The organism is Spirosoma pomorum, from assembly GCF_054776615.1.
Window position 1 is genome coordinate 350,322 of record NZ_BAAHBP010000002.1, and the last position, 21,883, is coordinate 372,204.

General features: G+C 50.8%; 21 protein-coding genes. 14 read left to right on the forward strand and 7 right to left on the reverse strand.

Features of this window, described 5'->3' with window-relative positions; genetic code table 11:
* Positions 1-57 precede the first annotated feature (57 nt).
* A complete protein-coding gene (gene ggt / locus ACYVAD_RS07215; RefSeq protein WP_461138808.1) occupies positions 58-1,755 on the forward strand; it encodes a gamma-glutamyltransferase in 1,698 nt (565 codons plus the stop codon).
* 22 nt (positions 1,756-1,777) lie between these two features.
* Complete coding sequence (locus ACYVAD_RS07220; protein ID WP_461138809.1) at positions 1,778-3,028, forward strand: DUF819 family protein; 1,251 nt, start codon at positions 1,778-1,780, stop codon at positions 3,026-3,028.
* Between the two features lie 220 nt (positions 3,029-3,248).
* On the opposite strand, the gene ACYVAD_RS07225 is transcribed toward ACYVAD_RS07220, so the two are convergent.
* Positions 3,249-4,646 carry a S8 family peptidase gene (locus ACYVAD_RS07225; protein ID WP_461138810.1) on the reverse strand — a complete coding sequence of 466 codons (1,398 nt, stop codon included), beginning with the start codon at positions 4,644-4,646 and terminating at the stop codon, positions 3,249-3,251.
* 445 nt (positions 4,647-5,091) lie between these two features.
* Here ACYVAD_RS07225 and ACYVAD_RS07230 point away from each other — a divergent pair, with 445 nt between their 5' ends.
* From ACYVAD_RS07230 to ACYVAD_RS07240, 3 genes are all read left to right on the forward strand, one after another.
* Positions 5,092-5,514, forward strand: a complete 423-nt coding sequence (locus ACYVAD_RS07230; RefSeq protein WP_461138811.1) for a helix-turn-helix domain-containing protein — start codon at positions 5,092-5,094, stop codon at positions 5,512-5,514.
* A gap of 68 nt (positions 5,515-5,582) precedes the next feature.
* Positions 5,583-6,344, forward strand: coding sequence for an SDR family NAD(P)-dependent oxidoreductase (locus ACYVAD_RS07235; protein WP_461138812.1), 762 nt, complete (start codon positions 5,583-5,585; stop codon positions 6,342-6,344).
* Between the two features lie 209 nt (positions 6,345-6,553).
* Positions 6,554-7,441 carry a DUF2306 domain-containing protein gene (locus ACYVAD_RS07240; protein ID WP_461138813.1) on the forward strand — a complete coding sequence of 296 codons (888 nt, stop codon included), beginning with the start codon at positions 6,554-6,556 and terminating at the stop codon, positions 7,439-7,441.
* A gap of 65 nt (positions 7,442-7,506) precedes the next feature.
* Here the strand turns inward: ACYVAD_RS07240 and fumC are convergent, their stop codons facing one another.
* The gene (gene fumC, locus ACYVAD_RS07245) at positions 7,507-8,907 is read right to left on the reverse strand and encodes a class II fumarate hydratase (protein ID WP_461138814.1); all 1,401 of its coding nucleotides are present in this window, start codon (positions 8,905-8,907) and stop codon (positions 7,507-7,509) included.
* Positions 8,908-9,173: 266 nt separating this feature from the next.
* On the opposite strand from fumC, the gene ACYVAD_RS07250 reads away from it, so the two are divergent.
* Positions 9,174-9,713 carry a GAF domain-containing protein gene (locus tag ACYVAD_RS07250; protein WP_461138815.1) on the forward strand — a complete coding sequence of 180 codons (540 nt, stop codon included), beginning with the start codon at positions 9,174-9,176 and terminating at the stop codon, positions 9,711-9,713.
* Between the two features lie 321 nt (positions 9,714-10,034).
* Positions 10,035-11,264, forward strand: a complete 1,230-nt coding sequence (locus tag ACYVAD_RS07255) for a multidrug effflux MFS transporter (protein WP_461138816.1) — start codon at positions 10,035-10,037, stop codon at positions 11,262-11,264.
* Positions 11,265-11,635: 371 nt separating this feature from the next.
* On the opposite strand, the gene ACYVAD_RS07260 is transcribed toward ACYVAD_RS07255, so the two are convergent.
* The 3 genes from ACYVAD_RS07260 to ACYVAD_RS07270 are packed head-to-tail and all read right to left on the reverse strand — an operon-like array spanning position 11,636 to position 12,848.
* Complete coding sequence (locus ACYVAD_RS07260; RefSeq protein WP_461138817.1) at positions 11,636-11,896, reverse strand: DUF6952 family protein; 261 nt, start codon at positions 11,894-11,896, stop codon at positions 11,636-11,638.
* The gene (locus tag ACYVAD_RS07265; protein WP_461138818.1) at positions 11,877-12,191 is read right to left on the reverse strand and encodes a thioredoxin family protein; all 315 of its coding nucleotides are present in this window, start codon (positions 12,189-12,191) and stop codon (positions 11,877-11,879) included. The genes ACYVAD_RS07260 and ACYVAD_RS07265 overlap by 20 nt, the downstream gene beginning before the upstream one ends.
* An 18-nt stretch (positions 12,192-12,209) precedes the next feature.
* Entirely contained in the window at positions 12,210-12,848 is a 639-nt protein-coding gene (locus ACYVAD_RS07270; RefSeq protein WP_461138819.1) for a redoxin domain-containing protein, read from the reverse strand.
* A gap of 913 nt (positions 12,849-13,761) precedes the next feature.
* Between ACYVAD_RS07270 and ACYVAD_RS07275 the strand changes: the two genes are divergently transcribed.
* Entirely contained in the window at positions 13,762-14,034 is a 273-nt protein-coding gene (locus ACYVAD_RS07275) for a hypothetical protein (RefSeq protein ID WP_461138820.1), read from the forward strand.
* Positions 14,035-14,046: 12 nt separating this feature from the next.
* Here the strand turns inward: ACYVAD_RS07275 and dinB are convergent, their stop codons facing one another.
* Both dinB and ruvC read right to left on the reverse strand, forming a co-directional pair.
* Positions 14,047-15,144, reverse strand: coding sequence for a DNA polymerase IV (gene dinB / locus ACYVAD_RS07280; protein WP_461138821.1), 1,098 nt, complete (start codon positions 15,142-15,144; stop codon positions 14,047-14,049).
* A gap of 225 nt (positions 15,145-15,369) precedes the next feature.
* Positions 15,370-15,975 (reverse strand): crossover junction endodeoxyribonuclease RuvC, encoded by a 606-nt coding sequence (ruvC, locus tag ACYVAD_RS07285; RefSeq protein WP_461138822.1) that lies wholly within the window; start codon positions 15,973-15,975, stop codon positions 15,370-15,372.
* A 48-nt stretch (positions 15,976-16,023) separates the two neighbouring features.
* Between ruvC and ACYVAD_RS07290 the strand changes: the two genes are divergently transcribed.
* The 6 genes from ACYVAD_RS07290 (at position 16,024) to ACYVAD_RS07315 (ending at position 21,827) form a co-directional block, all read left to right on the forward strand.
* Positions 16,024-16,986: a lysylphosphatidylglycerol synthase domain-containing protein gene (locus tag ACYVAD_RS07290; protein ID WP_461138823.1), complete on the forward strand. Its 963-nt coding sequence runs from the start codon at positions 16,024-16,026 to the stop codon at positions 16,984-16,986.
* A 38-nt stretch (positions 16,987-17,024) separates the two neighbouring features.
* Positions 17,025-18,161 (forward strand): glycosyltransferase, encoded by a 1,137-nt coding sequence (locus ACYVAD_RS07295; protein ID WP_461138824.1) that lies wholly within the window; start codon positions 17,025-17,027, stop codon positions 18,159-18,161.
* 84 nt (positions 18,162-18,245) lie between these two features.
* On the forward strand, positions 18,246-18,893 hold the full coding sequence (locus tag ACYVAD_RS07300) for a polysaccharide deacetylase family protein (RefSeq protein ID WP_461138825.1): 648 nt from the start codon (positions 18,246-18,248) through the stop codon (positions 18,891-18,893).
* The gene (locus tag ACYVAD_RS07305; RefSeq protein ID WP_461138826.1) at positions 18,880-19,884 is read left to right on the forward strand and encodes a glycosyltransferase; all 1,005 of its coding nucleotides are present in this window, start codon (positions 18,880-18,882) and stop codon (positions 19,882-19,884) included. The genes ACYVAD_RS07300 and ACYVAD_RS07305 overlap by 14 nt, the downstream gene beginning before the upstream one ends.
* A gap of 24 nt (positions 19,885-19,908) precedes the next feature.
* Positions 19,909-20,709 (forward strand): TatD family hydrolase, encoded by an 801-nt coding sequence (locus ACYVAD_RS07310; protein WP_461138827.1) that lies wholly within the window; start codon positions 19,909-19,911, stop codon positions 20,707-20,709.
* A gap of 47 nt (positions 20,710-20,756) precedes the next feature.
* The gene (locus tag ACYVAD_RS07315) at positions 20,757-21,827 is read left to right on the forward strand and encodes an asparaginase (RefSeq protein ID WP_461138828.1); all 1,071 of its coding nucleotides are present in this window, start codon (positions 20,757-20,759) and stop codon (positions 21,825-21,827) included.
* Positions 21,828-21,883: the final 56 nt, after the last annotated feature.

The window sequence follows — 21,883 nt, forward strand, 5'->3', positions numbered from 1 at the left end:
TTGTGCCACGGTCAATGACCGTGGCACTTGTTTTTATTACCCGCCTAGTACTCTCACATGAAGAAAACTGTACTTTCTCTCTGGCTGCTGGCCAGTACGTCCCTAGTGGCCTCGGCTCAGGACCGCTTGATGGGCAAGAGCTTTGCTACCCGATCGGTCGTTATGGCGCAGCGGGGCATGGCCTGCACTTCCCATCCCTTATCAACCCAGGCCGCCCTTGCTGTTCTCCGCTCCGGAGGGAATGCCATCGATGCGGCCATTGCGGCTAACGCAATGGAGGGCGTCGTGGAGCCCCACGTTAATGGCATCGGTGGCGATCTGTTTGCCATCGTCTGGGACGCCAAAAGCAAGAAACTCTACGGTCTGAATGCCTCGGGCCGCTCGCCCTATACGCTGACGCTGGCCGAATTCAAAAAACGTGGTCTGACGCACATTCCATCCGACGGCCCGCTGCCTGTCTCGACACCGGGTTGCGTCGACGGCTGGTTCGAACTGCACAAACGGTTTGGGAAGAAGCCCATGACCGACCTCTTATCCCACGCCATTCGTTACGCCCGTGACGGGTATCCGGTACACGACGAAGCTGCCTTCTACTGGCCATCCATGCTCAACCGGTTTGGCAAGTACCCGAACGTAAACGGAACGTATTCGATCAACAACGCAGCCCCCAAACGGGGTGATCTCTTTAAAAATCCGGCCCTGGCTAATACCCTGGAGAAGATCGCCAAAGGCGGCCGTGATGCGTTCTATAAAGGCGAGATCGCCCAGACTATCGATGCGTTCATGAAACGAATGGGTGGCTTTCTCAGCGCTAAAGACCTGGCCGATCATACATCCACCTGGGTCGAACCCGCGTCGACAAACTACCGGGGATACGATGTTTGGGAACTGCCGCCCAACAGTCAGGGCATTGCCGCCCTCCAGATGCTAAATCTGCTGGAACCCTATGATTTTTCGAAAATTCCCTGGGGTAGCCCGGAACATATTCACCGGTTCGTGGAGGCCAAGAAGCTGGCCTTCGAGGATCGCGCGAAGTACTACGCCGATCCGGACTTCGCTAAAATTCCGGTCAAGGAGCTAATCAGCAAAGCCTACGCGGCTGAGCGCCACAAACTCATTAATCCCAATCGGGCCGCTACCCGGGTTGAAGCCGGTAACCCGGCACTCAAAGATGGCGACACGATTTACCTGACCGTTGCCGATGAGGAAGGCAACATGGTATCGCTGATTCAGAGCAACTACCGGGGTTTCGGCTCGGGCATGGTGCCGGACGGACTGGGCTTTATGCTTCAGAACCGGGGTGAGCTTTATAGTTTAACCGACGGTCAGAATAACACGTACGCGCCCCACAAACGCCCTTTTCAGACCATCATCCCTGCGTTTATCACAAAAGACGGGCAGCCCTACATGAGCTTTGGCCTGATGGGCGGCAGCTTCCAGCCACTGGGTCACGTGCAGATTGTGATGAACCTGATCGATTACGGCATGAATCCACAGGAAGCGGGCGACGCCCCGCGTATCGACCACCAGGGTTCGTCAGAACCAACGGGCGAACGCACGATCGACTCTGGAATGATTACGCTCGAATCCGGTTATCCGTACGAAACCATCCGCGATCTGATGCGTATGGGACACAAAGTTGGCTACGGGCTGGGCGGCTACGGCGGCTACCAGGCTATCTTGTACGACGCGAAGAACAAGGTATACCACGGCGCTACCGAGTCCCGCAAAGACGGCCAGGCGGCCGGTTTTTAAGAAAGCCCTACTCCCTTCCCGAATGAACGAACCGCTGATTACCAACGATGCCGTTACGTTAGGCATTCTACTGGTGCTGTTAACGCTGATTTTCCGAACATCACAATCGGCGCACCCCGGCTGGCAGAAGTTTTACACCTACGTACCGGCGCTGCTGTTATGCTATATTTTCCCAGCGGCCATGAACAGTCTGAACATCGTTTCGGGTGAGCAGTCGGTGCTGTATAAGGTATCGACCTCTTACCTGCTGCCGGCCGCCCTGGTACTGCTGACGTCGACGGCGGATTTACGTGCCATTTTACGTCTGGGCAACAAAGCACTCGTTACGTTCATGGCGGGAACCATTGGCATTATCCTTGGCGCTCCGATCGCCCTGTTGATCGTGATGTGGCTATTGCCCGGTTTCCGTGAGCAGGCCATTGCCAACGAATACTGGAAAGGTCTGGTTACCATTTCGGGCAGCTGGATTGGCGGTAGTAGCAGCCAGCTGGCACTGAAAGAAATTTACGGCTGTAGCGAGCCATTGTTTGCCATTATTTTAGTCGTCGATGCGGTCGTGTCTACCACCTGGACAGCCTGCCTGATTTACGGCGCTGCCTATAAGGATAAAATCGACGCCTGGCTCCATGCCGATAATCGGTCAATTGACGAAGTGAAGCAGCGGATTCTGGAATTTAAAGAAGAACCCGACCGACCAGCCAACCTGCTCGATCTCAGTACGATCCTAGCATTAGGCTTTGGTGGTGGAGCATTCGCACACGGACTGGCCTATTGGATTTCGACCAACCTGCAACCGTATAAAGCCGCACTGGCTACGTACGGTCTTGACCCGTTTACGTCTAATTTCCTCTGGGTCGTCATCCTCTCGACAACACTCGGTATTGGCCTATCATTTACCCGCTTACGCAAACTAGAAAAGCTAGGTACGACAGACCTCGCTACGTTGTTCGTCTATTTCCTGATTATGACCATCGGTATGCGGCTTGACCTCTCGAATCTCGGCGGTAATCCGGGGTTGTTCCTGGTGGCGGTGATCTGGATGTTGATTCATATTCTGGTCATGCTCGTAACGGCCCGCCTTATCAAAGCGCCGTATTTCTTCGTAGCCGTCGGCAGTCAGGCAAACATCGGAGGTGTATCCACCGCTCCGGCGGTAGCATCTATCTTCCACCCGGCGCTGGCCCCCGTTGGCGTGCTACTAGCGGTACTGAGTCACGTCCTGGGCACCTACGGCGGCCTGGTTACGGGTTGGCTGATGCGCCTTACCTTATGAGGGCCTAAACGCTCCGTGTAATAATTAGATCGAAACGCCTGCCCGGTACAAGTCAGCCACCCGGTCGATTCGCCGAGACTGTACGTAGTATGTTATGCCTAGGCGAGGACTGTTACTGGTTACCACTACGCAGTGAGCCCGCTAAACCATCGAAGATATTCCAATGGTTTAGCGGGCTCGCTGCGTAGTGGTAACCAGTTCTTCACTGGCTTTCTTCAGACTAGAACGTACTGACTCGTAGCCGGTCGCCGGTAACGGTCTTGCCCGAAAGCGAACTTGTCGGCGCTCCAGCGTTTAGAACGGCCGCTTTTATCTGCGACGCCGTAGCCGACGGGTTGATCGATTTGTAGAGGGCCACCGCTCCGGTTACGTGCGGAGTTGCCATCGACGTACCGTTGTACGAGCCATAAGCCGGTGTTGATCCCGTGTAAGGCAACGTCGAGACGATTCCCGATCCAGGCGCACCAATATCAACCGACTGCGCGCCGTAGTTCGAGAAGCTAGACAAAGCTCCCGACGAGGTGATTGATGCCACGGCAATTACGTTGGCATTGGTATAATTCGAGGGGTAGTTGGCCACCTGGTCGTTGTTATCGCCAACACCGTCGCTGCCGCCATTACCGGCAGCCGCTACGAACAGAATATTTGCGTTGTTGGCCCGGCCAATAGCGCTCTGCAACGCCTGCGAAAAACCACCACCACCCCAGGAGTTGTTACTAGCCACGATGTTGAGACCGTGCCGCGTTTTCAGATCGGTCAGGTAGTCGATGGCTTTGATCGCGCTGGTCGTAGAGCCACCGCCTTCTCCCAGAAATTTCAGCGAAATCATTTTGACGTTCCAGCAGACTCCGGCAACACCTATTCCGTTACCTCCTTTTGCTCCGATCGTACCAGCCACGTGCGTACCGTGATCGTCAGCGGTCCCGTCGTAAACACTGGCATTGTTGGCGGCAAAGTCCCAGCCGTTTACGTCGTCAATGTAACCGTTGCCATCGTCGTCACGCCCGTTTACGGTTTCGTAGGGGTTGACCCAGGTATTAGCACTCAGATCAGCGTGAGTGGTCATGAATCCTTCGTCGATAATTCCGACGATGACCGAGCTCGATCCAGTTTTGTTGTTTGCCCAGGCCGTTCCAGCTCCGCTGCCATACTGATTGGCGGGTGACGTAGCCAATCCATACATACCCCACAGCGATCCGTTAGTGTATGCCGGGTCATTGGACGTAGCCTGGTGGGTATAAATAAAGTTAGGCTCGACAAATTCGATACCAGGCAGACCATTCAGCAGGCTTAGTACCTGCGCAAGTTCCTTCGTTGTTTTTACGACCAGTACGCCTTCGGTTAGTCCGGCCTGCTGCATCGTTTTTGTCAGGATCGTTTCGGTCACCGTTCCACCAATCAAGTTGAGAATGGGTAATTTGCTAACGGCGCTCAGCCCCTCCGAAAACTTGATCAGTACTTCGCCGGGTTTGTACTGCTCACCGGTTCCCAGGCGAGCACCTACGTTCGTCGGCGCGGGTGCGTCGATTTTAACATCAGGCTGACAATTACTAACCAGAAAGCCGGTCGCCAGAACGGCTGTTGCCACACCTACACGATTCATTACATTTTTCAGCATAAATACTTAGATTGGTAACTGATTGATAAAAGATTTAATGGATATTTAATCCTAAGATAGCAGGTATACGATGTATTCAAAAACATAGACTTATTAGTTCTATAATTAAATTTTTTTATAAATTATATAATAATCAAAAGTACCTAGTATACAGTAGGTTACATAACCTACCTCTTAATCAACTTTTTTATTTTTTCTATTGGCTACTAGTACAAGTACCCGTGTATGCCTACAGTGCAACGAAGAGAGTTGTAGTCGATCTGGACTGCCCATCCCCACTCACTACCAAGCGACCTGCTAGAGTCTAACTGACGCTGGAAAAATAGAAAGCACAACGGTCCAACCAGTGGACGTCCTCAGGTATGATAGAGCATCACTCGTTACCATTGCACCAAACAGCCACTTACCTTGTTGATGAAGGCAACAGAATCCAACTGAACCCAAAATGCCAATTCCCCAGAAAGTTCTGAGCCGGAAGGACGAGATTACGGCTGACTTTATTGCCCTGTTGAATCAGCACTTTGATGATCTGCTGAGTGGTCGCACCGATCAAATGTTTCATAGCCGGGATTTTGCGGACCGGCTTTTTATCCATCCCACTCACCTGGGCAATACCATTAAATTGACAACAGGAAAATCACCCTGCGATCTGATGGAGGAACGTATCGTCCAGGAAGCACAGAAGCTACTGCTTACGACCAACATGAGTGTGGCTGAAATCGGCAATCGACTTACCTACAGCGAGTCGACAAATTTCATTAAGTTTTTTAAAAGTATGACCGGCCTCACGCCCCTGCGGTACCGGAAACAGCAGGAAGCACCAGAGCCGGATCGTCAGCCCCAGAATTACCTGACGGCGCTTACGTAAATTCTGGAATTTAAACCATTTTTTCCGGCCTAGTCGGCGCCACCTTTGTCTCGTTAAACACAACCACTATGACAACGACAAAGATTGCGCTGGTAACCGGCGGCAGCCGTGGACTGGGTAAAGACATGGCGCTTAACCTGGCTAAAAAAGGAATTGATGTACTACTCACGTATAATAGCAAACAGGACGAAGCCCAAGCGGTCGTCCGTGAAATTGAACAGATGGGGCAGCGAGCCGCTACTCTCCAGCTGAATACGAGCGACGTAGCGTCATTTGATCCTTTTTTTGAGCAGGTCAAATCTACTCTTACTCAGGCGTTCCAGGCCGACCAATTCAACTTTCTGATTAACAATGCGGGCACGGCACTCTACGCGCCTTTTGCCGAAACGACCGAGGAACAGTTCGATCAGGTTATGAATATCCATCTCAAAGGAGTGTTTTTTCTGACGCAGAAAGCCCTTCCTTTGATTACTGATGGTGGTCGTATCATCAACATCTCGTCGGGACTAGCCCGGTTTTCCATGCCAGGGTCGTCAGCCTATGGATCCATGAAAGGGGCTATTGAAACCCTGACTCGCTACCTGGCCAAAGAACTTGGTCCGCGTGGTATTGCAGCCAACGTAGTGGCACCGGGGGCTATCGCTACGGATTTCGGCGGAGGGCATGTGCGTGACAACGCCGACCTGAACAAACAGATTGCTTCCGTAACGGCTCTAGGCCGCGTCGGCTTAGCCGAAGATATTGGCGGAGTAGTTGCCTTCCTCTGCACCGACGAAGCCCGTTGGATCAACGGTCAGCGTATCGAGGTCTCAGGCGGCATGAATTTGTAGGTATTGGCCAGCTAAACAGGTTTCAAAAGCGCAACGCCACAACGAGTTATCGTTGTGGCGTTGCGCTTTTGAAATAATATACGATTCAGGAACCTACTCATTTATTTTCTTAAGCAGGTCAATATCGTTAATTTAGACCCTAGTTTATTAACCTAACAGCGTTGCCTCCTCACGTAACCAATCCTGTCCGCACAGCCAGCCGTATCTCCATGACAACACATGTACTCACTCCATCTACTGAGCCACCTACCCGACAGCGCCTAGACCAATGGAGCTTCCAGACGTTACGTTGGACAAGTATTTTACTGGTCATTACCGTCTGGACCAGCGCGGCCCTGTTTGGGCTTTACATCTTGGCTTATTATGCTTCGGCCTTATATGAAGGCAAGATGGCCCGCTGGAATCAGGTGCTTCCCCGGCTCTATGAATCAGGCACGACGGCTGCTACCACAGGCATCGGATTACACTTTGCCGCGGGAGGTATCATTCTGGTTCTGGGTAGTATTCAGCTACTTGAAGGTATTCGGTTGCGTTTCCCGGTTGCTCACCGCTGGATCGGACGCGTGTACGTGCTGGCCTGTCTGCTGACCGCCGTTGGTGGCTTAGCCTTCATTGGCCTCAAGGGCACCATTGGCGGGTCTGCGATGAATATTGGCTTTGCGCTGTACGGTCTGCTGATGCTGGTTTCAGCCGTCGCTACGTATCGTTACGCTGTACTGGGGGATATGGATCGGCATCGGGCGTGGTCACTTCGGTTGTATGCGCTGGCGATTGGCTCGTGGCTGTACCGAATTGACTACGGATTCTGGGTCATGCTCACCGATGGTCTGGGGCATAACAATACCTTTAACGGGCCATTTGACCGATTCATGGCGTTCTTCTTTTACCTGCCCAATCTACTTGTTGTTGAATTATTCGTCCGGGCGGGCCGTCGTCACGTAGCGCCCATAGCCCGTGTTCTAGCTTCGTTCGTCCTGCTGTTCGTTACTAGTTTTTTACTGGTTGGCACGTACTATTTCACACTTTATTACTGGGGTCCGGCGATCGTGAATTGGGTAACGGGAGCTGAGCAGGTATTGGGGCAAACAGGCCATTAAAACAACAGGGGGATTATCCCAAGCTAAGCCGCAATAATCCCCCTGTTCGTAAAACCTACACTGTGTTACTTGATCTCGCCGACCATGTCGCCTGGAATCACCCACTGGTCGAACTCTTCGGGTGTTACGTAGCCAAGCTGGACGGCCGTTTCTTTCAGCGTCGAGCCGTTTTTGTGGGCGGTCTGCGCAATTTCAGCTGCCTTGTAATAGCCGATTTTGGTGTTCAGCGCCGTCACCAGCATCAGCGACGAATCGACGTGCTTCTTAATATTGGCTTCAATTGGTTCGATGCCTTCCGCACACTTGTCGTTGAACGATACGCAGACATCACCGATTAGCCGGGCCGAATGCAGGAAGTTATAGATCATGACCGGTTTGAACACGTTCAGTTCGAAATGGCCTGTCATACCGCCGATGTTGATCGCGACGTCGTTCCCCATCACCTGCGCGGCTACCATCGTCATGGCTTCGCACTGGGTTGGGTTGACTTTACCCGGCATGATCGACGAACCCGGCTCATTATCCGGAATGTGCAGTTCGCCGATTCCCGCGCGTGGTCCCGAGGACAGCATCCGGATATCGTTACCGATTTTCATCAGGCTGGCGGCTACCGTTTTCAGTGCGCCGTGGGCTTCTACAATCGCATCGTGAGCGGCCAGTGCTTCAAATTTGTTTTCGGCTGTAATGAACGGCAGGTCCGTCAGATCGGCGATGTGTTTCGCTACGTTCTCCGAGTAACCCGCCGGGGTATTGATCCCCGTTCCAACGGCAGTACCGCCCAGCGCCAGTTCGCTCAGGTGCGCCAGCGTATTATTGATCGCCCGAAGACCGTGGTCAAGTTGCGATACGTAGCCTGAGAACTCCTGCCCCACCGTTAACGGCGTAGCGTCCATGAAGTGGGTCCGTCCGATCTTCACGACGTGCATAAACTGCTTCGCCTTGGCATCGAGCGTATCACGCAGTTTTTTGATGCCCGGAATCGTTACGTCCAATAGGATCTTGTAAGCCGCGATGTGCATGGCCGTCGGGAACGTATCGTTCGACGACTGCGACTTATTGACATCATCGTTCGGGTGCAGAAACTTCTTTTCGTCGGTAAGCTGACCGCCTTGTAGCACGTGGCCCCGGTAGGCGACCACCTCATTCACGTTCATATTCGACTGCGTTCCCGAACCCGTTTGCCACACGACCAGCGGAAACTGATCGTCCAGTTTTCCTTCCAGAATTTCATCGCACGCCCGTCCAATCAGGTCACTTTTGTCCTGGGGCAGCACGCCCGCGTCGAGGTTCGTCAGCGCGGCTGCTTTCTTCAGATAAGCAAACGCCTGAATGATCTCACGGGGCATTTTATTAATGTCCTGCGCAATTTTGAAGTTTTCGATTGAACGCTGGGTCTGGGCGCCCCAGTACACATTGGCCGGTACCTGTACCTGCCCCATCGTATCTTTCTCGATGCGGTATTCCATATTAAATGAGCAAAATTAGTGATTGAGTGAATGAGTGAATAGCAAAGGCGTTTATTCGCTCAATTACTCATTCACTACCCACTCATTGGGTTTGCTGCAAAGGTAGGATGCAACAGAACATGGTTAAAGCGAATTCTTGCTCTTTGTCCTGTGGTAGTCAGGTAACGGCGTAAAAACGGCTGACCTTCTGGCAAAACTGGTTCACCAAATAAGTAAGGACCATAGGAAGCGGATAAACCCAACTCAATGGAAGAGGTTACGTATGTATGACACGTAAACACGCACTGGTGACCGCTATTGACGAACTCATCCGTATTGATCACTCCCCGGCCCATACCTTAAACCAGGTTGTGGAAATTGTTGGTAAAACGCTGGAGGCCGATCGTTGCTTTCTGTATGTGCGGCAGCCTTATCAGGGACGAGGAAGAACGGCTTTTTGCTGGCGAAAGAACGAGGATATCCCTGACAAAAATACGATACAGCCTGACTGGCAACCCGATACGGATGAACTACCTGTTCAGGACCCACTGATTCGGGCGGGACTAGCCCTCAAACCTTCTGTTTACGTGGATGACGTTGAAACAGCTGGTCCCGACGTACTTAACCGACACTTTGAAGAAGAGACCTTCGGCCATCGGGCGCTTATTCATGCGCACATTCAAGCTGACCAACAATTATGGGGCATTTTGCAGCCCTGTATGTTTGGACAGCCCCGGCACTGGACTATCGACGAAAAGACGCAGATTGAAGCCATCCTGCCCCTGTTGCAACCTATCGTAGCGGCTTATGTGGCGACTGATCACTAAGGCGGCTAAAAAATGCGCAGTTGTATTCCCTCACGCAAACGCGAGTTTGTTTTGGTTTTCCATTCTCGTGTAGACTACTAGCCAAGCCCTGTAGGATCTGAGAAAAACTGGAAAGTCCCGCCACTTGGACAGCTCACCCGTAACTATCTGTTGATAAACACCTTTTTCACTTAAAGCCAAAAGGTAGTACTAGCAAAACGGCTACCTCTGAACTTGTGTCGCTAATGCAAGGTTGACCGGGTTAGAACGAGTCAATCTCGCCAGTAGGTTGCTTTTTCGAGTCGGCAGCACCCCGATTAGTTTTTATCCAATCAACTACTGATGTCTACAAGGACGTATTTCTTTCTTATTCTGATTTTGGGGAGTCTAACGGCATTAGGCCCGTTTTCCATTGATATGTATCTGCCGGGCTTTCCCGCCATTGCCAAAGACTTGCATACCACCGCGGCTAAAGTCTCCCTATCTCTGTCGGGGTACTTTATCGGTATTTCAGTGGGTCAATTGTTGTATGGCCCCCTACTGGACCGATTTGGCCGGAAACCTCCCTTGTACGTTGGGTTGATCGTCTACATCCTGGCCTCGGCCGGTTGCGCGTTTGCCACCACGATTGATGAGTTGATTCTTATGCGGGTCATACAAGCTGTTGGTAGCTGCGCAGCTGCGGTTGCCTCGGTAGCTATGGTTCGGGACTTGTTTCCGGTGAAAGACAACGCCAAGGTGTTTTCGCTTTTACTGCTGGTGGTAGGCGCTTCGCCGATGATCGCCCCGACGGTGGGTGGATACGTGACTGCGGCCTGGGGATGGCAAGCGGTATTTATCATTCTGCTGGGCATGGGCGTAGCTGTTTTACTGGCTATTTTCTTCTGGCTACCCGCCAGCTACACCCCCGACCGATCGATTTCGCTAAAGCCTGAACCCATTTTACGTAACTTCTGGCAGGTACTGCGCGAACCTCAGTTTTACACCTACGCCTTCACGGGCGCAATCGCCTTTTCCGGACTCTTTGCCTACGTGTCGGGGTCACCGATTCTGTTTATGGACGTGTTTCATACCAATGAGAAAGAATACGGCTGGATCTTCGCCTTTCTTTCGGTTGGCTTCATCGGCTCCAGTCAGATCAATACGCTATTATTGCGCCAGTACAGGAGTGAGCAAATTGTTTACGTTGCTTTGATAGGTCAAGTACTGATTGCCCTGACGTTTCTGGCGGTAGCGCTAAACGGTTGGTTGACCCTGCCGATCACGCTTGTCTTTCTGTTCTCCTTCCTATGCTGCATCGGTTTCACCAATCCCAATGCCGCTGCCTTATCGCTGGCTCCTTTTACCCGAAATGGCGGTAGTGCATCAGCCTTGATGGGCGCTCTGCAAATGGGCATGGGTACATTAATTTCGGTGATCATGAGTCTGTTCGAAGTACCTTCAGCCATTCCTATGGTGATGGCGATGGCGGGTTCTTCCATGATTGCTCTGCTGGTATTACTGGCGGGACGAAAGCAGATAACAGCTCCAGTTGAGGTTCAGGCAGAAGCAGAGGCATCCTTACTGCATTAAGCGTCTTTTTTACGCTCCGCTTTGTCTCGCAGGAAACCAAAATCTTTGCTTCGGCGTCCAGACCGAAGCCTCCGGCTCAAGGTGCCGCTCTTCTCCCTGCGTCAAAGAGAAGCACCTTGAGCCGTAACCAAGATTCTGTTTTGACTGGATAAGCCGTAGCGAAAACTTTAGTCCGAACGCGTGTCCATTGCTCGACGTTCGTCGACCTTTTCGAGTCGATATCAAGCGCAATCGCTACGGAGGTAATCATCGTTGCAAAGTTGACGATGAATTAGTACGTAAAATGATCAGGTAATTTCTGTTTTGATTGACAAAAAAAATAGCGAATGATTTTGAAAATCATTCGCTATAAATCACTGAACAAGAATCGCTTACTCCTTGTCGATTGAGCCAACAACACGCTTCATGAATGTGTTCAAAGCATCCTTCTGACTCGCGCCTTCCCGAATTAATTTATTTACTTCAACGGCCCCATACATATTGGAAATCAATTCACCAATAACGTCCAGTTCTTCGTCTTTCAACGTCGATAGTTCGGTGAGATTTTCCAGCGTTTCGATGGTTTCCAGGACAAAATCTTCGTCGTTCGTTTCAATGAACTGGACCAAATGTTTAATTACTGGTAACTTCATTAAGTAGCGAAGCTAAAGCTTCCATTTTATTTGTCTGCACCTGATTAACTAGTTTACCATCCTTAAAAGCGGCAAAGGTCGGCAGGTTCGTTACGTTCGCTAATTTCCGCGACTCCGGGAAATTTTCTGCGTCCGCAATGATAAATTGAACGCCTTCTGTTTCAGAAGCCAGTTTCTTAAATTTTGGCTTCATAATTCGACAATTTCCGCACCAAGAAGCGGAATATTGGACCAGAACAACATCGTTTGTTCCAACGATATCAACCAGATTATCTTTGTCTAATTCCTGAACCATTTTCGTAGTCAGTTTTAATTAGTTAACAGACAGGTAGCTAGCTACGCCGTCACGGGTGGCGTGCATGGCCTCTTTTCCTTCTTCCCAGTTAGCAGGACACACTTCACCGAATTTCTGTACGTGTGCGTACGCATCAATCAGGCGCAGGTACTCTTTCACGTTCCGGCCCAGTGGCATGTCGTTGACGCTCTCATGGAAGATTTTACCGTCTTCATCAACCAGGTACGTAGCCCGGTAGGTTACGTTAGATCCTTCCAGCATCATCGAATCGTACTCTTCATTGTAAACCGCTTTCTGTACGTCCAGGATACCCAGCACGTTCGACAGGTTACGCGTCGTATCAGCTAGGATTGGGTAAGTAACACCCTCAATACCGCCGTTATCCTTCGAGGTGTTCAACCAGGCGAAGTGTACTTCATTCGTGTCGCAGGAAGCACCGATCACAATCGTGTTACGAGCTTCAAACTCTGGCAGAGCTTCCTGGAAAGCGTGCAATTCAGTTGGACAAACAAACGTAAAATCTTTTGGGTACCAGAACAGTACCACTTTTTTACCTTTCATGGTAGCCTCTTTCAGGACGTTGATTTTCATATCATCGCCCATGTGGTCCATTGCATCTACTGTAATATCCGGGAACTGCTTACCTACTAAACTCATATTTTTTTTGGTTGTATTACGGGAGAAAAGATTAAAATCTTTCTAACGACGCAAATATACGTCGACATCAACTTGGCTTTCATCTATATTAACTATCCATCAATAGACATCTTCGATACTTGACTAAATCGAATATAATATTGACACAAAATCAAATTCCATTTGACCTATATTGATAATTAATAGAACTATAAAATTTTCATTGATTTATATCAGGAAATTATATAATAAATATCACAGATATTTATTACGGGCTTATAATTATAAGCCCAGTTCTACTTCGTAGTTCTTATACTGAAAGAGTTAAGTACTTGACAACGCATCTAAATTATCAATTAAAGAATAAGCCTCTCTATACTAGACGTTTGACTATATTTTCTGAGTTTACCTATAGTCATTACGCACACAGGCTACCAATACGTACGAAAAGCGCTGGCTACTGGAATCACATGCGTATAGAATGACTTAGTTTAGATTAGACAAGTTTCGGCTAGATAGCGCATTAATAGCAAGCAAGGAAACGTTCTTGTGTATTTTACTGAGGTTCACTCATTGGGCTGATGAGCGGGCTGCACAGATCGTAGACAACCAGGCCGACAGCTCTTGGGTGATACGCATTATTTTAAAAATTTCTTCTCTGAGGGCAAAGTTTTTTTCTGATTCAAGGTTACCGAAATAACCATCCTTATACCACAGACTACCGCTTAGTATATAAATCTAGAACTCTGATACCTCAAGTTACTCTTTCGCTACAACCGTCTTTTAGCGGCCACTAATCGCTAAATTCCAGGGGGTGACCAGACAAAAAAGCCTAAGTCCTAAAAATAAAACTACAGCAAAACGATTAGCTCCTGGCAACCATTTTGCTGCAAATGACCTAGTGCTGCCCGTATGGGCATCCTTCCTCTTTTTTATGATTAATTTCGATTTTGATCTGGCTAAAACCGTCGTAACCGTGATGAAACTACCTTTCGTAGCTGATGTAAACAGTTACAGAGGTGGGCGTCTGCTCGCCGTTCGACTGAAGCCTTCACTGAATCAGGTATTTGCGCTTCCTACCTTTGAGTTAACTATTCCTCGGCATTCGTTCACACCAGAATTTGTTACGAAAACCTATCAGGCAGCCGTCATCGACCGGCTTACCAGACAACAAGCTCTGTCTGGTGGTAGTCGTTTAGCCTGTTAAACGACACCACCACTAAAAGTGTAGAGATAGCTGACCACTGCTCTGACCCATTTGTGGTTCGAGGCTGGATACCGACACCCCCAGAAGTCGCACGCTTTTGGATAGTGGAAACAAGCTTTGTAGTAATTCCTGCGCCAGTCGTTCCAGAACCGCCTTTTCCGTAATGGGTTGAAGCAGAGTCCGACTGCGAGTGATTTGTTGAAAGTCAGCGTATTTCACTTTCAGCGTTACGGTCCTACCCCAGACATGAGAACGTTCGCAGTGCCGCCAGACACTATCGACCATCGCGGGTATTCGCTCCGCCAAATCCTCCAGTTCGGACAGGTCCTGCTCGAACGTATTTTCTGAACCGGCCGATTTACGTACCCGGTTTGCGGTAACAGGTCGATTATCGACGGCGCGAGCAATGGAATGATAATGCGTGCCTACTTTCCCAAACTGTTGAATCAGGAATGCTTCCGTCTGCTGACGCAAATCCAGACCGGTAAAAATGCCCAATTGGTTCATCCGGGCGGCCGTGACCCGACCGATTCCGTGAAACTGTCCTACCGCTAGTTGTTCGACGAAGGCTAGCCCCTGTTTTGGTTTTATAACGTATATACCATCGGGTTTACGGTAATCAGAAGCTAGTTTTGCCAGGAATTTATTGTACGATACCCCAGCGGAGGCTGTCAGCTTTGTTTCCTCCCAAATACGGGCCTTGATTTCCTGAGCAATTTGCGTAGCCGATAGAATGCCTTTTTCATTATGCGTCACATCCAGGTATGCTTCATCCAGCGATAGTGGTTCTACATCCGGCGTGTACTCATTGAAGATTGCCCGGATCTGACTCGATACGGCTCGGTACACCTCAAACCGAGGTTTGACAAAAATCAGTTCTGGGCATTTGCGGCTTGCTACCACCGACGACATGGCCGAGTGTACGCCGAACCGCCGGGCTTCATAACTGGCCGCAGCTACCACACCCCGCTCCCGAGAACCGCCTACGGCAACGGGTTTACCGTGTAGGTCCGGGTTATCCCGTTGTTCGACCGACGCGTAAAAAGCGTCCATATCGATGTGAATAATTTTACGGATCTCCACGCCTACCTTACCCTCGTCCCGCTGCATCAACGAATATACTTCGCCATCGCTTTTTAAAAAACTGACGAAGATCAGTTTTTTATCTGACCCAGGTCATAGTCAACCGTTGTCGGCGACTGTTATATTTGTATCATAATTCAATGCTAACGGAGAATTAGCGTTGTCCCCTCCTCAACTTAAAAGTTTATCAATCAGAAAGCCGATCAGAACCTGTCAGATCGGTTTTTTCGTTTTTAATCTGCTCAATAAATCTTAAGCGATTCGATCAGAGTTTTCACTGACAAACGCCCCCCAGGCTCCTTTCTTAGTCTTCTTGTTGGAAACGGTCGGCAACGCATTTTCGTGAAAATGATGGCACACTGCGATTGCCAGTGCATCCGTCGCATCAAAGAACTGTGGCTGCAAGTCTTCTTTCAGTAACTGACCAACCATATGTGACACCTGATCTTTCGTAGCGTTACCGTTTCCGGTGACCGACTGCTTGACCCGGCGGGGGGCGTACTCAACAATCGGGATACCACGCGACAAAGCAGCCGCCATTACCACCCCCTGCGCCCGGCCTAATTTCAGCATGGACTGTACGTTCTTGCCAAAGAATGGATCTTCAATGGCCATCTCGTCGGGCTTATGTTCTTCGATGAGCCGCAGGATGGTTTCGTGGAGTTTCTGCAGCTTCAGCTGATAGGTCGTATATTTGTTCAGTTGAACCACGCCATACTGGATCATCTTCATGACGCCCCCCTGCACCGAAATGATGCCGTAGCCGGCGACCTGCGTACCGGGGTCCACGCCAAGAATAATCTTCTCCGTGGGCCGACTCGCGGGGGTTGTCTGGGGCGATTTAGGGTTGATGATCATTTGTATAGCAAGTGAGCTTATTTGCAAAGTAACGCGTTCTCATACGTTTTGTCGTTGAAACCGACTAAAAAAATCCTTTTCTGGGGAAAAATCATCCTCTTTGTCGGCCTCATCGCCTACATCGGTCACGTCCTGCAACAACAGCCGTTTGATAGCGCTGCTGTTCGGCGTCAGCTGCGAACTGTTGCTCATCCCGAATACTGGGCAGTCGGTCTTCTCCTGCTCACGCCTATCAACTGGGGTTTTGAAGCGTTGAAATGGCAGCTGTTACTTCGGCGTGTGCAGCCAGTGACTTTCTGGCAGGCGTATCAGGGCGTCTTGGCTGGCGTGTCGCTGGGATTTGCCCTACCGGCTCAACTGGGCGACACCGCTGGTCGGGTCCTATTGTTACGTGCCCATCGCGCTGAAGCCGTTGGTGCTTCGCTGATGTCGGGTGGCATGCAGTTTTACGTAGCCCTCGTATTCGGGGCCATTGCCTGGCCGCTTCATCTGGCTCAGGTACCCGAGCGTAAAACATCAGCAGGCTTTCTGCTATTGTTACTCTTGGTCCTTTTGTCCAGCCTGGGTATTGTTTTCGGTGTTGTCCGGCGCCCTCTCTTAAACTGGCTGGAAAGGCACACTCTTTTACGTCGATTTACGGCTTACTGGGCTGTGACGCAGCAGTACGAAGATCGGGAAATTGCGCAAGCGTTGGGCGTTGCCGCGTTACGTTACCTTGTCTTTTCGTTTCAATTTTACCTGGCTATGCGACTCATCGGTCTTACGTTTCCCCCCGACGTAGCCGCTGCGGGTATTGGCTTGATCTTTCTGGTTAAAACCATTGCCCCCGCGTTTAATTTGCTCAGCGATCTGGGTATTCGCGAGGCTGCGGCCCTTTGGGTGTTCGTGCCGTTCGGTGTATCGCCTTCTCTATTATTGACAACGACATTAACCCTCTGGCTGGCTAATGTGCTGCTGCCCGTATTAGTTGGCCTGATCTGGGTCTGGAAACTAAAATTACGGTCGGCGTAGTTGCCTCCTCGGACACTACGTCCTTATTTGCGCGTTGTATGACCCTATTTTTACTGCTGCTCAGTCTGGCCTATGCGCTTTTTACCACCACGCTCTGGGTCACCTGGTTACACATGACTTCTTTTTGGCCGCCAACGCCGGGACCAGATGGCCCCTTTATTACGGTCATCATTCCCGTACGTAACGAAGCTGCTAACATTGGCCAATTGCTGAACGATCTGAATCAGCAAACCTATTCCCGGATCGACGTCATTGTGGCCGATGACTCTTCGACGGATGATACCCGGTTTATTGTTGAACAATACGTTCAGACGGCTCGTTTTCCACTTCGTCTACTAGCGCTGACCAACGAGCAGACATCTTCACCCAAAAAGCGGGCAATCAGTCAGAGCATTGCCCTGGCGCAGGGCGAGTTGATCGTAACGACCGATGGTGACTGCCGGGTTGGTCCCGACTGGCTGGCAAGTTTCGCGGATTTCTATCAGCAGACAAACGCTAAGCTTATTTCGGGTCCCGTTACGTTTTCAGCGGGCTTAAATCGTTTTAAACCAAGCTTGTTTGACGCCCTTCAAACGGTTGAGTTCTCTAGTCTAATTGGCTCAGGGGCATGCACGATGGCGTTGGGTCAGCCAACCATGTGCAACGGTGCCAACCTTTGCTATGAGAAACGGGTCTTTACCGAAGTGGGCGGTTTTGCGGGCGTGGATCATCTGGCTTCGGGCGATGATGAGTTCCTGATGCACAAGATTGCCAGTCGGTATCCGAATGGTGTTCGATTTCTAAAAAGCGAGGCTGCGATCGTGAGCACGGAGCCTCACCAGTCCTGGCGCGCTTTTTACAACCAGCGCAAACGTTGGGCGAGTAAATGGCGGGCCTACGACAGTTACGTACCGACGCTGCTGGCGGTGTTCGTTTTCCTGAGTAACGCCAGTCCAGTTTTAGCGTTACTGGGCTGGTGGCTCGATTTTTTAAACGGAAGCATGGCCGCTCTCGTTATTGGATTAAAACTTCTGCCCGAGTTTTTGTTTCTACGGCAGATTCTTGTTTTTTTACAAAAAAGAACTGCAGTCAAGTACATTCTGCTGACGCAATTAATTTATCCAATATATGTAATTTTCTTTGGTTTGGCAGCCCAGGGGAAAGGTTATCAGTGGAAAGGCCGCCAATTGAATTAACCCGTTTTTATCCTAAATCCGTTTGAGATACTGTTTATCCGAAATCTTACTTAGCTAACTCCGACGAAACTCGCCCCAACGACCGTGTCATTCTTTCTTCACAAATCCAACTTTTTACTCCGCACGATCTACCCCGAATTCTGGTGGAAAATTGACGAGGCTGTTGAGCCCACGATTTATCTTACGTTCGATGACGGCCCCATTCCGGAAGTGACCCCCTTCGTGCTGGAGCAGTTAGATAAGTATGCCGCTCAGGCTACCTTTTTCTGCATCGGCGACAATGTGCGGAAGCATCAGGATGTGTTGTTTCAAGTACTTGAAGGAGGGCACATGGTCGGGAATCATACGTACAATCATTTAAATGGCTGGAAAACCGACGATGGAACGTATTTGGCCAATATTCACCAGTGCCAGCAGCAGTTGGGCGTTGAAACAGCCCTGTTCCGTCCTCCTTACGGCCGCATCCGGAAAACGCAGGTAGCCGAAGTGCTGGAAACCCATTCCATTGTCATGTGGGACGTACTGACGGGCGACTTCGATCAGACACTAGACCCTGAGCTATGTCTGCGAAAAACGATCCAGTATACCGAACCGGGTTCGATTGTTGTCTTCCACGATAGTCTGAAAGCCTGGCCGACCATGCGGTACGTGTTACCCCGCATGCTGGCTCACTTTGCCGAGCGGGGGTACTCGTTCCGCGCCGTTCCCCAGCCTGCCTATGCCGGTTACTGAGTCCTGTCCATCGGTCAGTATCCTCATTGCCGCTCGCAACGAAGCTTCAAACATTCTGGCTTGCCTGCAGGCCATTACGCAGCTTGATTATCCAGCACATGCATTTGAGGTGCTGATTGGGAACGACCAGTCAACCGATCAGACCGCCGAGCTCGTCGCTCAATTTATTGCCAACAAGCCCCAGTTTCGGTTATATACTATCGATCAGCCAATCGCTGGTTTGGCCGGGAAAGCCAACGTGCTGGCGCAGCTATCCAGGTATGCAACGGGCAACCTCTTGTTCTTTACTGACGCCGATACGCAGGTACCGCCTGCCTGGCTCGATTCAATGTGTCAGGCGTTTACTAACAACATAGGCATTGTCACTGGCATCACGCTTCCTACGGACGCTACCCTTTTTCACCGGCTTCAGGGCATTGACTGGCTGTATAACCTGACGTTGGTTAATCTACTGAGCCATTTAAATATTCCCGTTACGGCAATGGGTAATAATATGGCCGTCAGCCGGGCGGCATACGAAGCTGTTGGTGGCTACGAATCTCTTCCGTTCTCCGTCGTTGAAGACTACACGCTTTTTCGGGCCATCACGCAGCAAGGTTTCGGCTTTCGCTCCTTGCTCAACGAACAGGTACTAGCCGGTACGCGGGGCATTGATACGCTGGCGGCCTTCCTGCAACAACGGAAACGCTGGATGCGGGGTGCTACCGCACTACCGTTTTGGATGGTCATTCCGCTTTACGTTCAATACCTCCTGTTACCTCTTTTTCTGCTGTTTGGCGGGTTCGCGCCGGGTGTGGCTATCGTACTATATATAATCCGGCTGCTGGCCCAAACAGGGGTTATTATTCATGGCTTACGTTGCATCAGGCAAACTAAGCGATGGCCCTACGTGTTGCTTTTCGAAATATACCAGCTCGTAATTGGGCCACTGGCGGTTGTATACTACCTCCTGCCTATACCAATTGATTGGAAAGACCGACGCTTTTCCTGAGCTATTTTTAGAAGTTACTCGTTTATGTTTATCGACACACACGCCCATATTTACGACGACCAGTTTGCTGATGACCGCGACGCCATGCTCGACCGGGCCACGGCGCAGCAGGTTGGTCAGATCTGGATGCCCAACTGCGCCCGCGAAACCATTGATAGCATGATGTCTCTGGCCGATCAGTTCCCGGAGCGCTGCCTGCCCATGATGGGTCTGCATCCGGCTTACGTCAACGATACGTTCGAGGACGAACTAGCTATCGTTGAGGAGTATCTGAACAAAAACTCGTTCCTGGCCGTGGGCGAGATCGGACTGGATTTCTATTGGGACATGACTTATGTCGACCAACAGTTCGTCGCCTTTGAAACTCAATTACGCTGGGCCGCCGAACAACAACTTCCGGTTTCGATGCACACGCGGTCAGGTAACGACCGCAATGCTTTTGCAGAAGCGGCTGACCGGATTGAAAAGCTGGCGCTACCGGGGCTTACTGGCATCTTTCATTGCTTTGTTGGCACACTAGATGAAGCCAGGCGGGCTATTGACCTTGGCTTCAAGCTAGGCATCGGCGGAGTCAGTACATTCAAGAACGGTGGCCTGGATAAAGTTTTACCGCACGTATCGCTAGACCATCTGGTACTCGAAACGGACAGTCCCTACCTGGCTCCGGTGCCTTATCGGGGTAAACGTAACGAACCCGCCTATTTACGTCAGATTGCCCAGCGCATCGGTGATCTGAAACAAATCAGCGTTGACGACGTAGCTCGGCATACGACCGCCAACGCGCTGTCGCTGCTGCCGGCTTTGTACGCGAACCTGCTTCCTTAGTTACTGGGGCCGTTGGCTGACACCGGAAATCCGTTCTACCTTTGCGCATGTCTTATCAAGTAGTGCGTATTAACCCGACTCTGGCCAGTCGACCGGATCAGCCGTCGGTACTCGTAATTTATACCGGCGGTACGTTTGGCATGGTCTACGACCAGCAAGCCGACCAATTAGTTCCTTTCGATTTTGAGCGTGTTTCCGAGCGTCTTCCCGAGCTGGGGCGGCTCAATTTCGCCATTACGCTGCTCACGATGCCCACCATCATCGACTCGTCGAATATGACACCAGCGGTCTGGATCGAACTGGCGCAGCTGATTCAGAAGTACTACGAGCAATATGATAGCTTTGTCATTCTGCACGGTACGGATACGATGTCCTACACAGCGTCAGCGCTGAGCTTTATGCTGACGGGTCTCAACAAACCGGTTATTCTGACGGGCGCTCAGTTACCCATCGGCATGGCCAGGACGGACGCCCGCGAAAACTTCATCACCGCGCTGGAGATTGCGGCCGCTCAGGAAAACGGCCAGCCTTTGGTGCCGGAAGTATGCGTTTATTTCAACTCGCATCTGCTGCGGGGCAACCGGTCGACCAAGCAGGAAAGCGTTCAGTTCAATGCGTTCGTTTCGGAAAACTATCCAGACCTGGCTACCGCTGGCGTGAGCATTGCCTATAACCGCCCATTTATTCAACCTTACCTTCCCGAACAATCATTACGTACTCGCACCGCGCTTGATCCGAACGTAACGATACTAAAACTTTTTCCAGGCATTCCCCGAGCGGTCGTTGAATCCATCCTGCACATTCCTGGCTTACGGGCCGTGGTGCTGGAGACCTACGGCGCGGGCAACGCCCCCACGGACGGTTGGTTTCTGGATACGCTCAAGAGGATCATTGCCCAGGGCATCATCATCTTCAACGTATCGCAGTGCGAAGGGGGCCGCGTAACCCAGGGCCGTTACCAGACCAGTAAAATGCTGGAACAGATTGGCGTCATCAGTGGGGCCGATATTACGACGGAAGCCGCCGTCACGAAGCTCATGGTTCTATTGGGTGAAGGCGACGAGGAGCAGGTACGTCAGCAATTAGCGCAGCCTATCTGCGGAGAAATGGTCCTGTAAGTCTTTTTTCGACGGTCTTCTGTTGCGATCCTGCGGGCAAACGTGCATATTTGCAC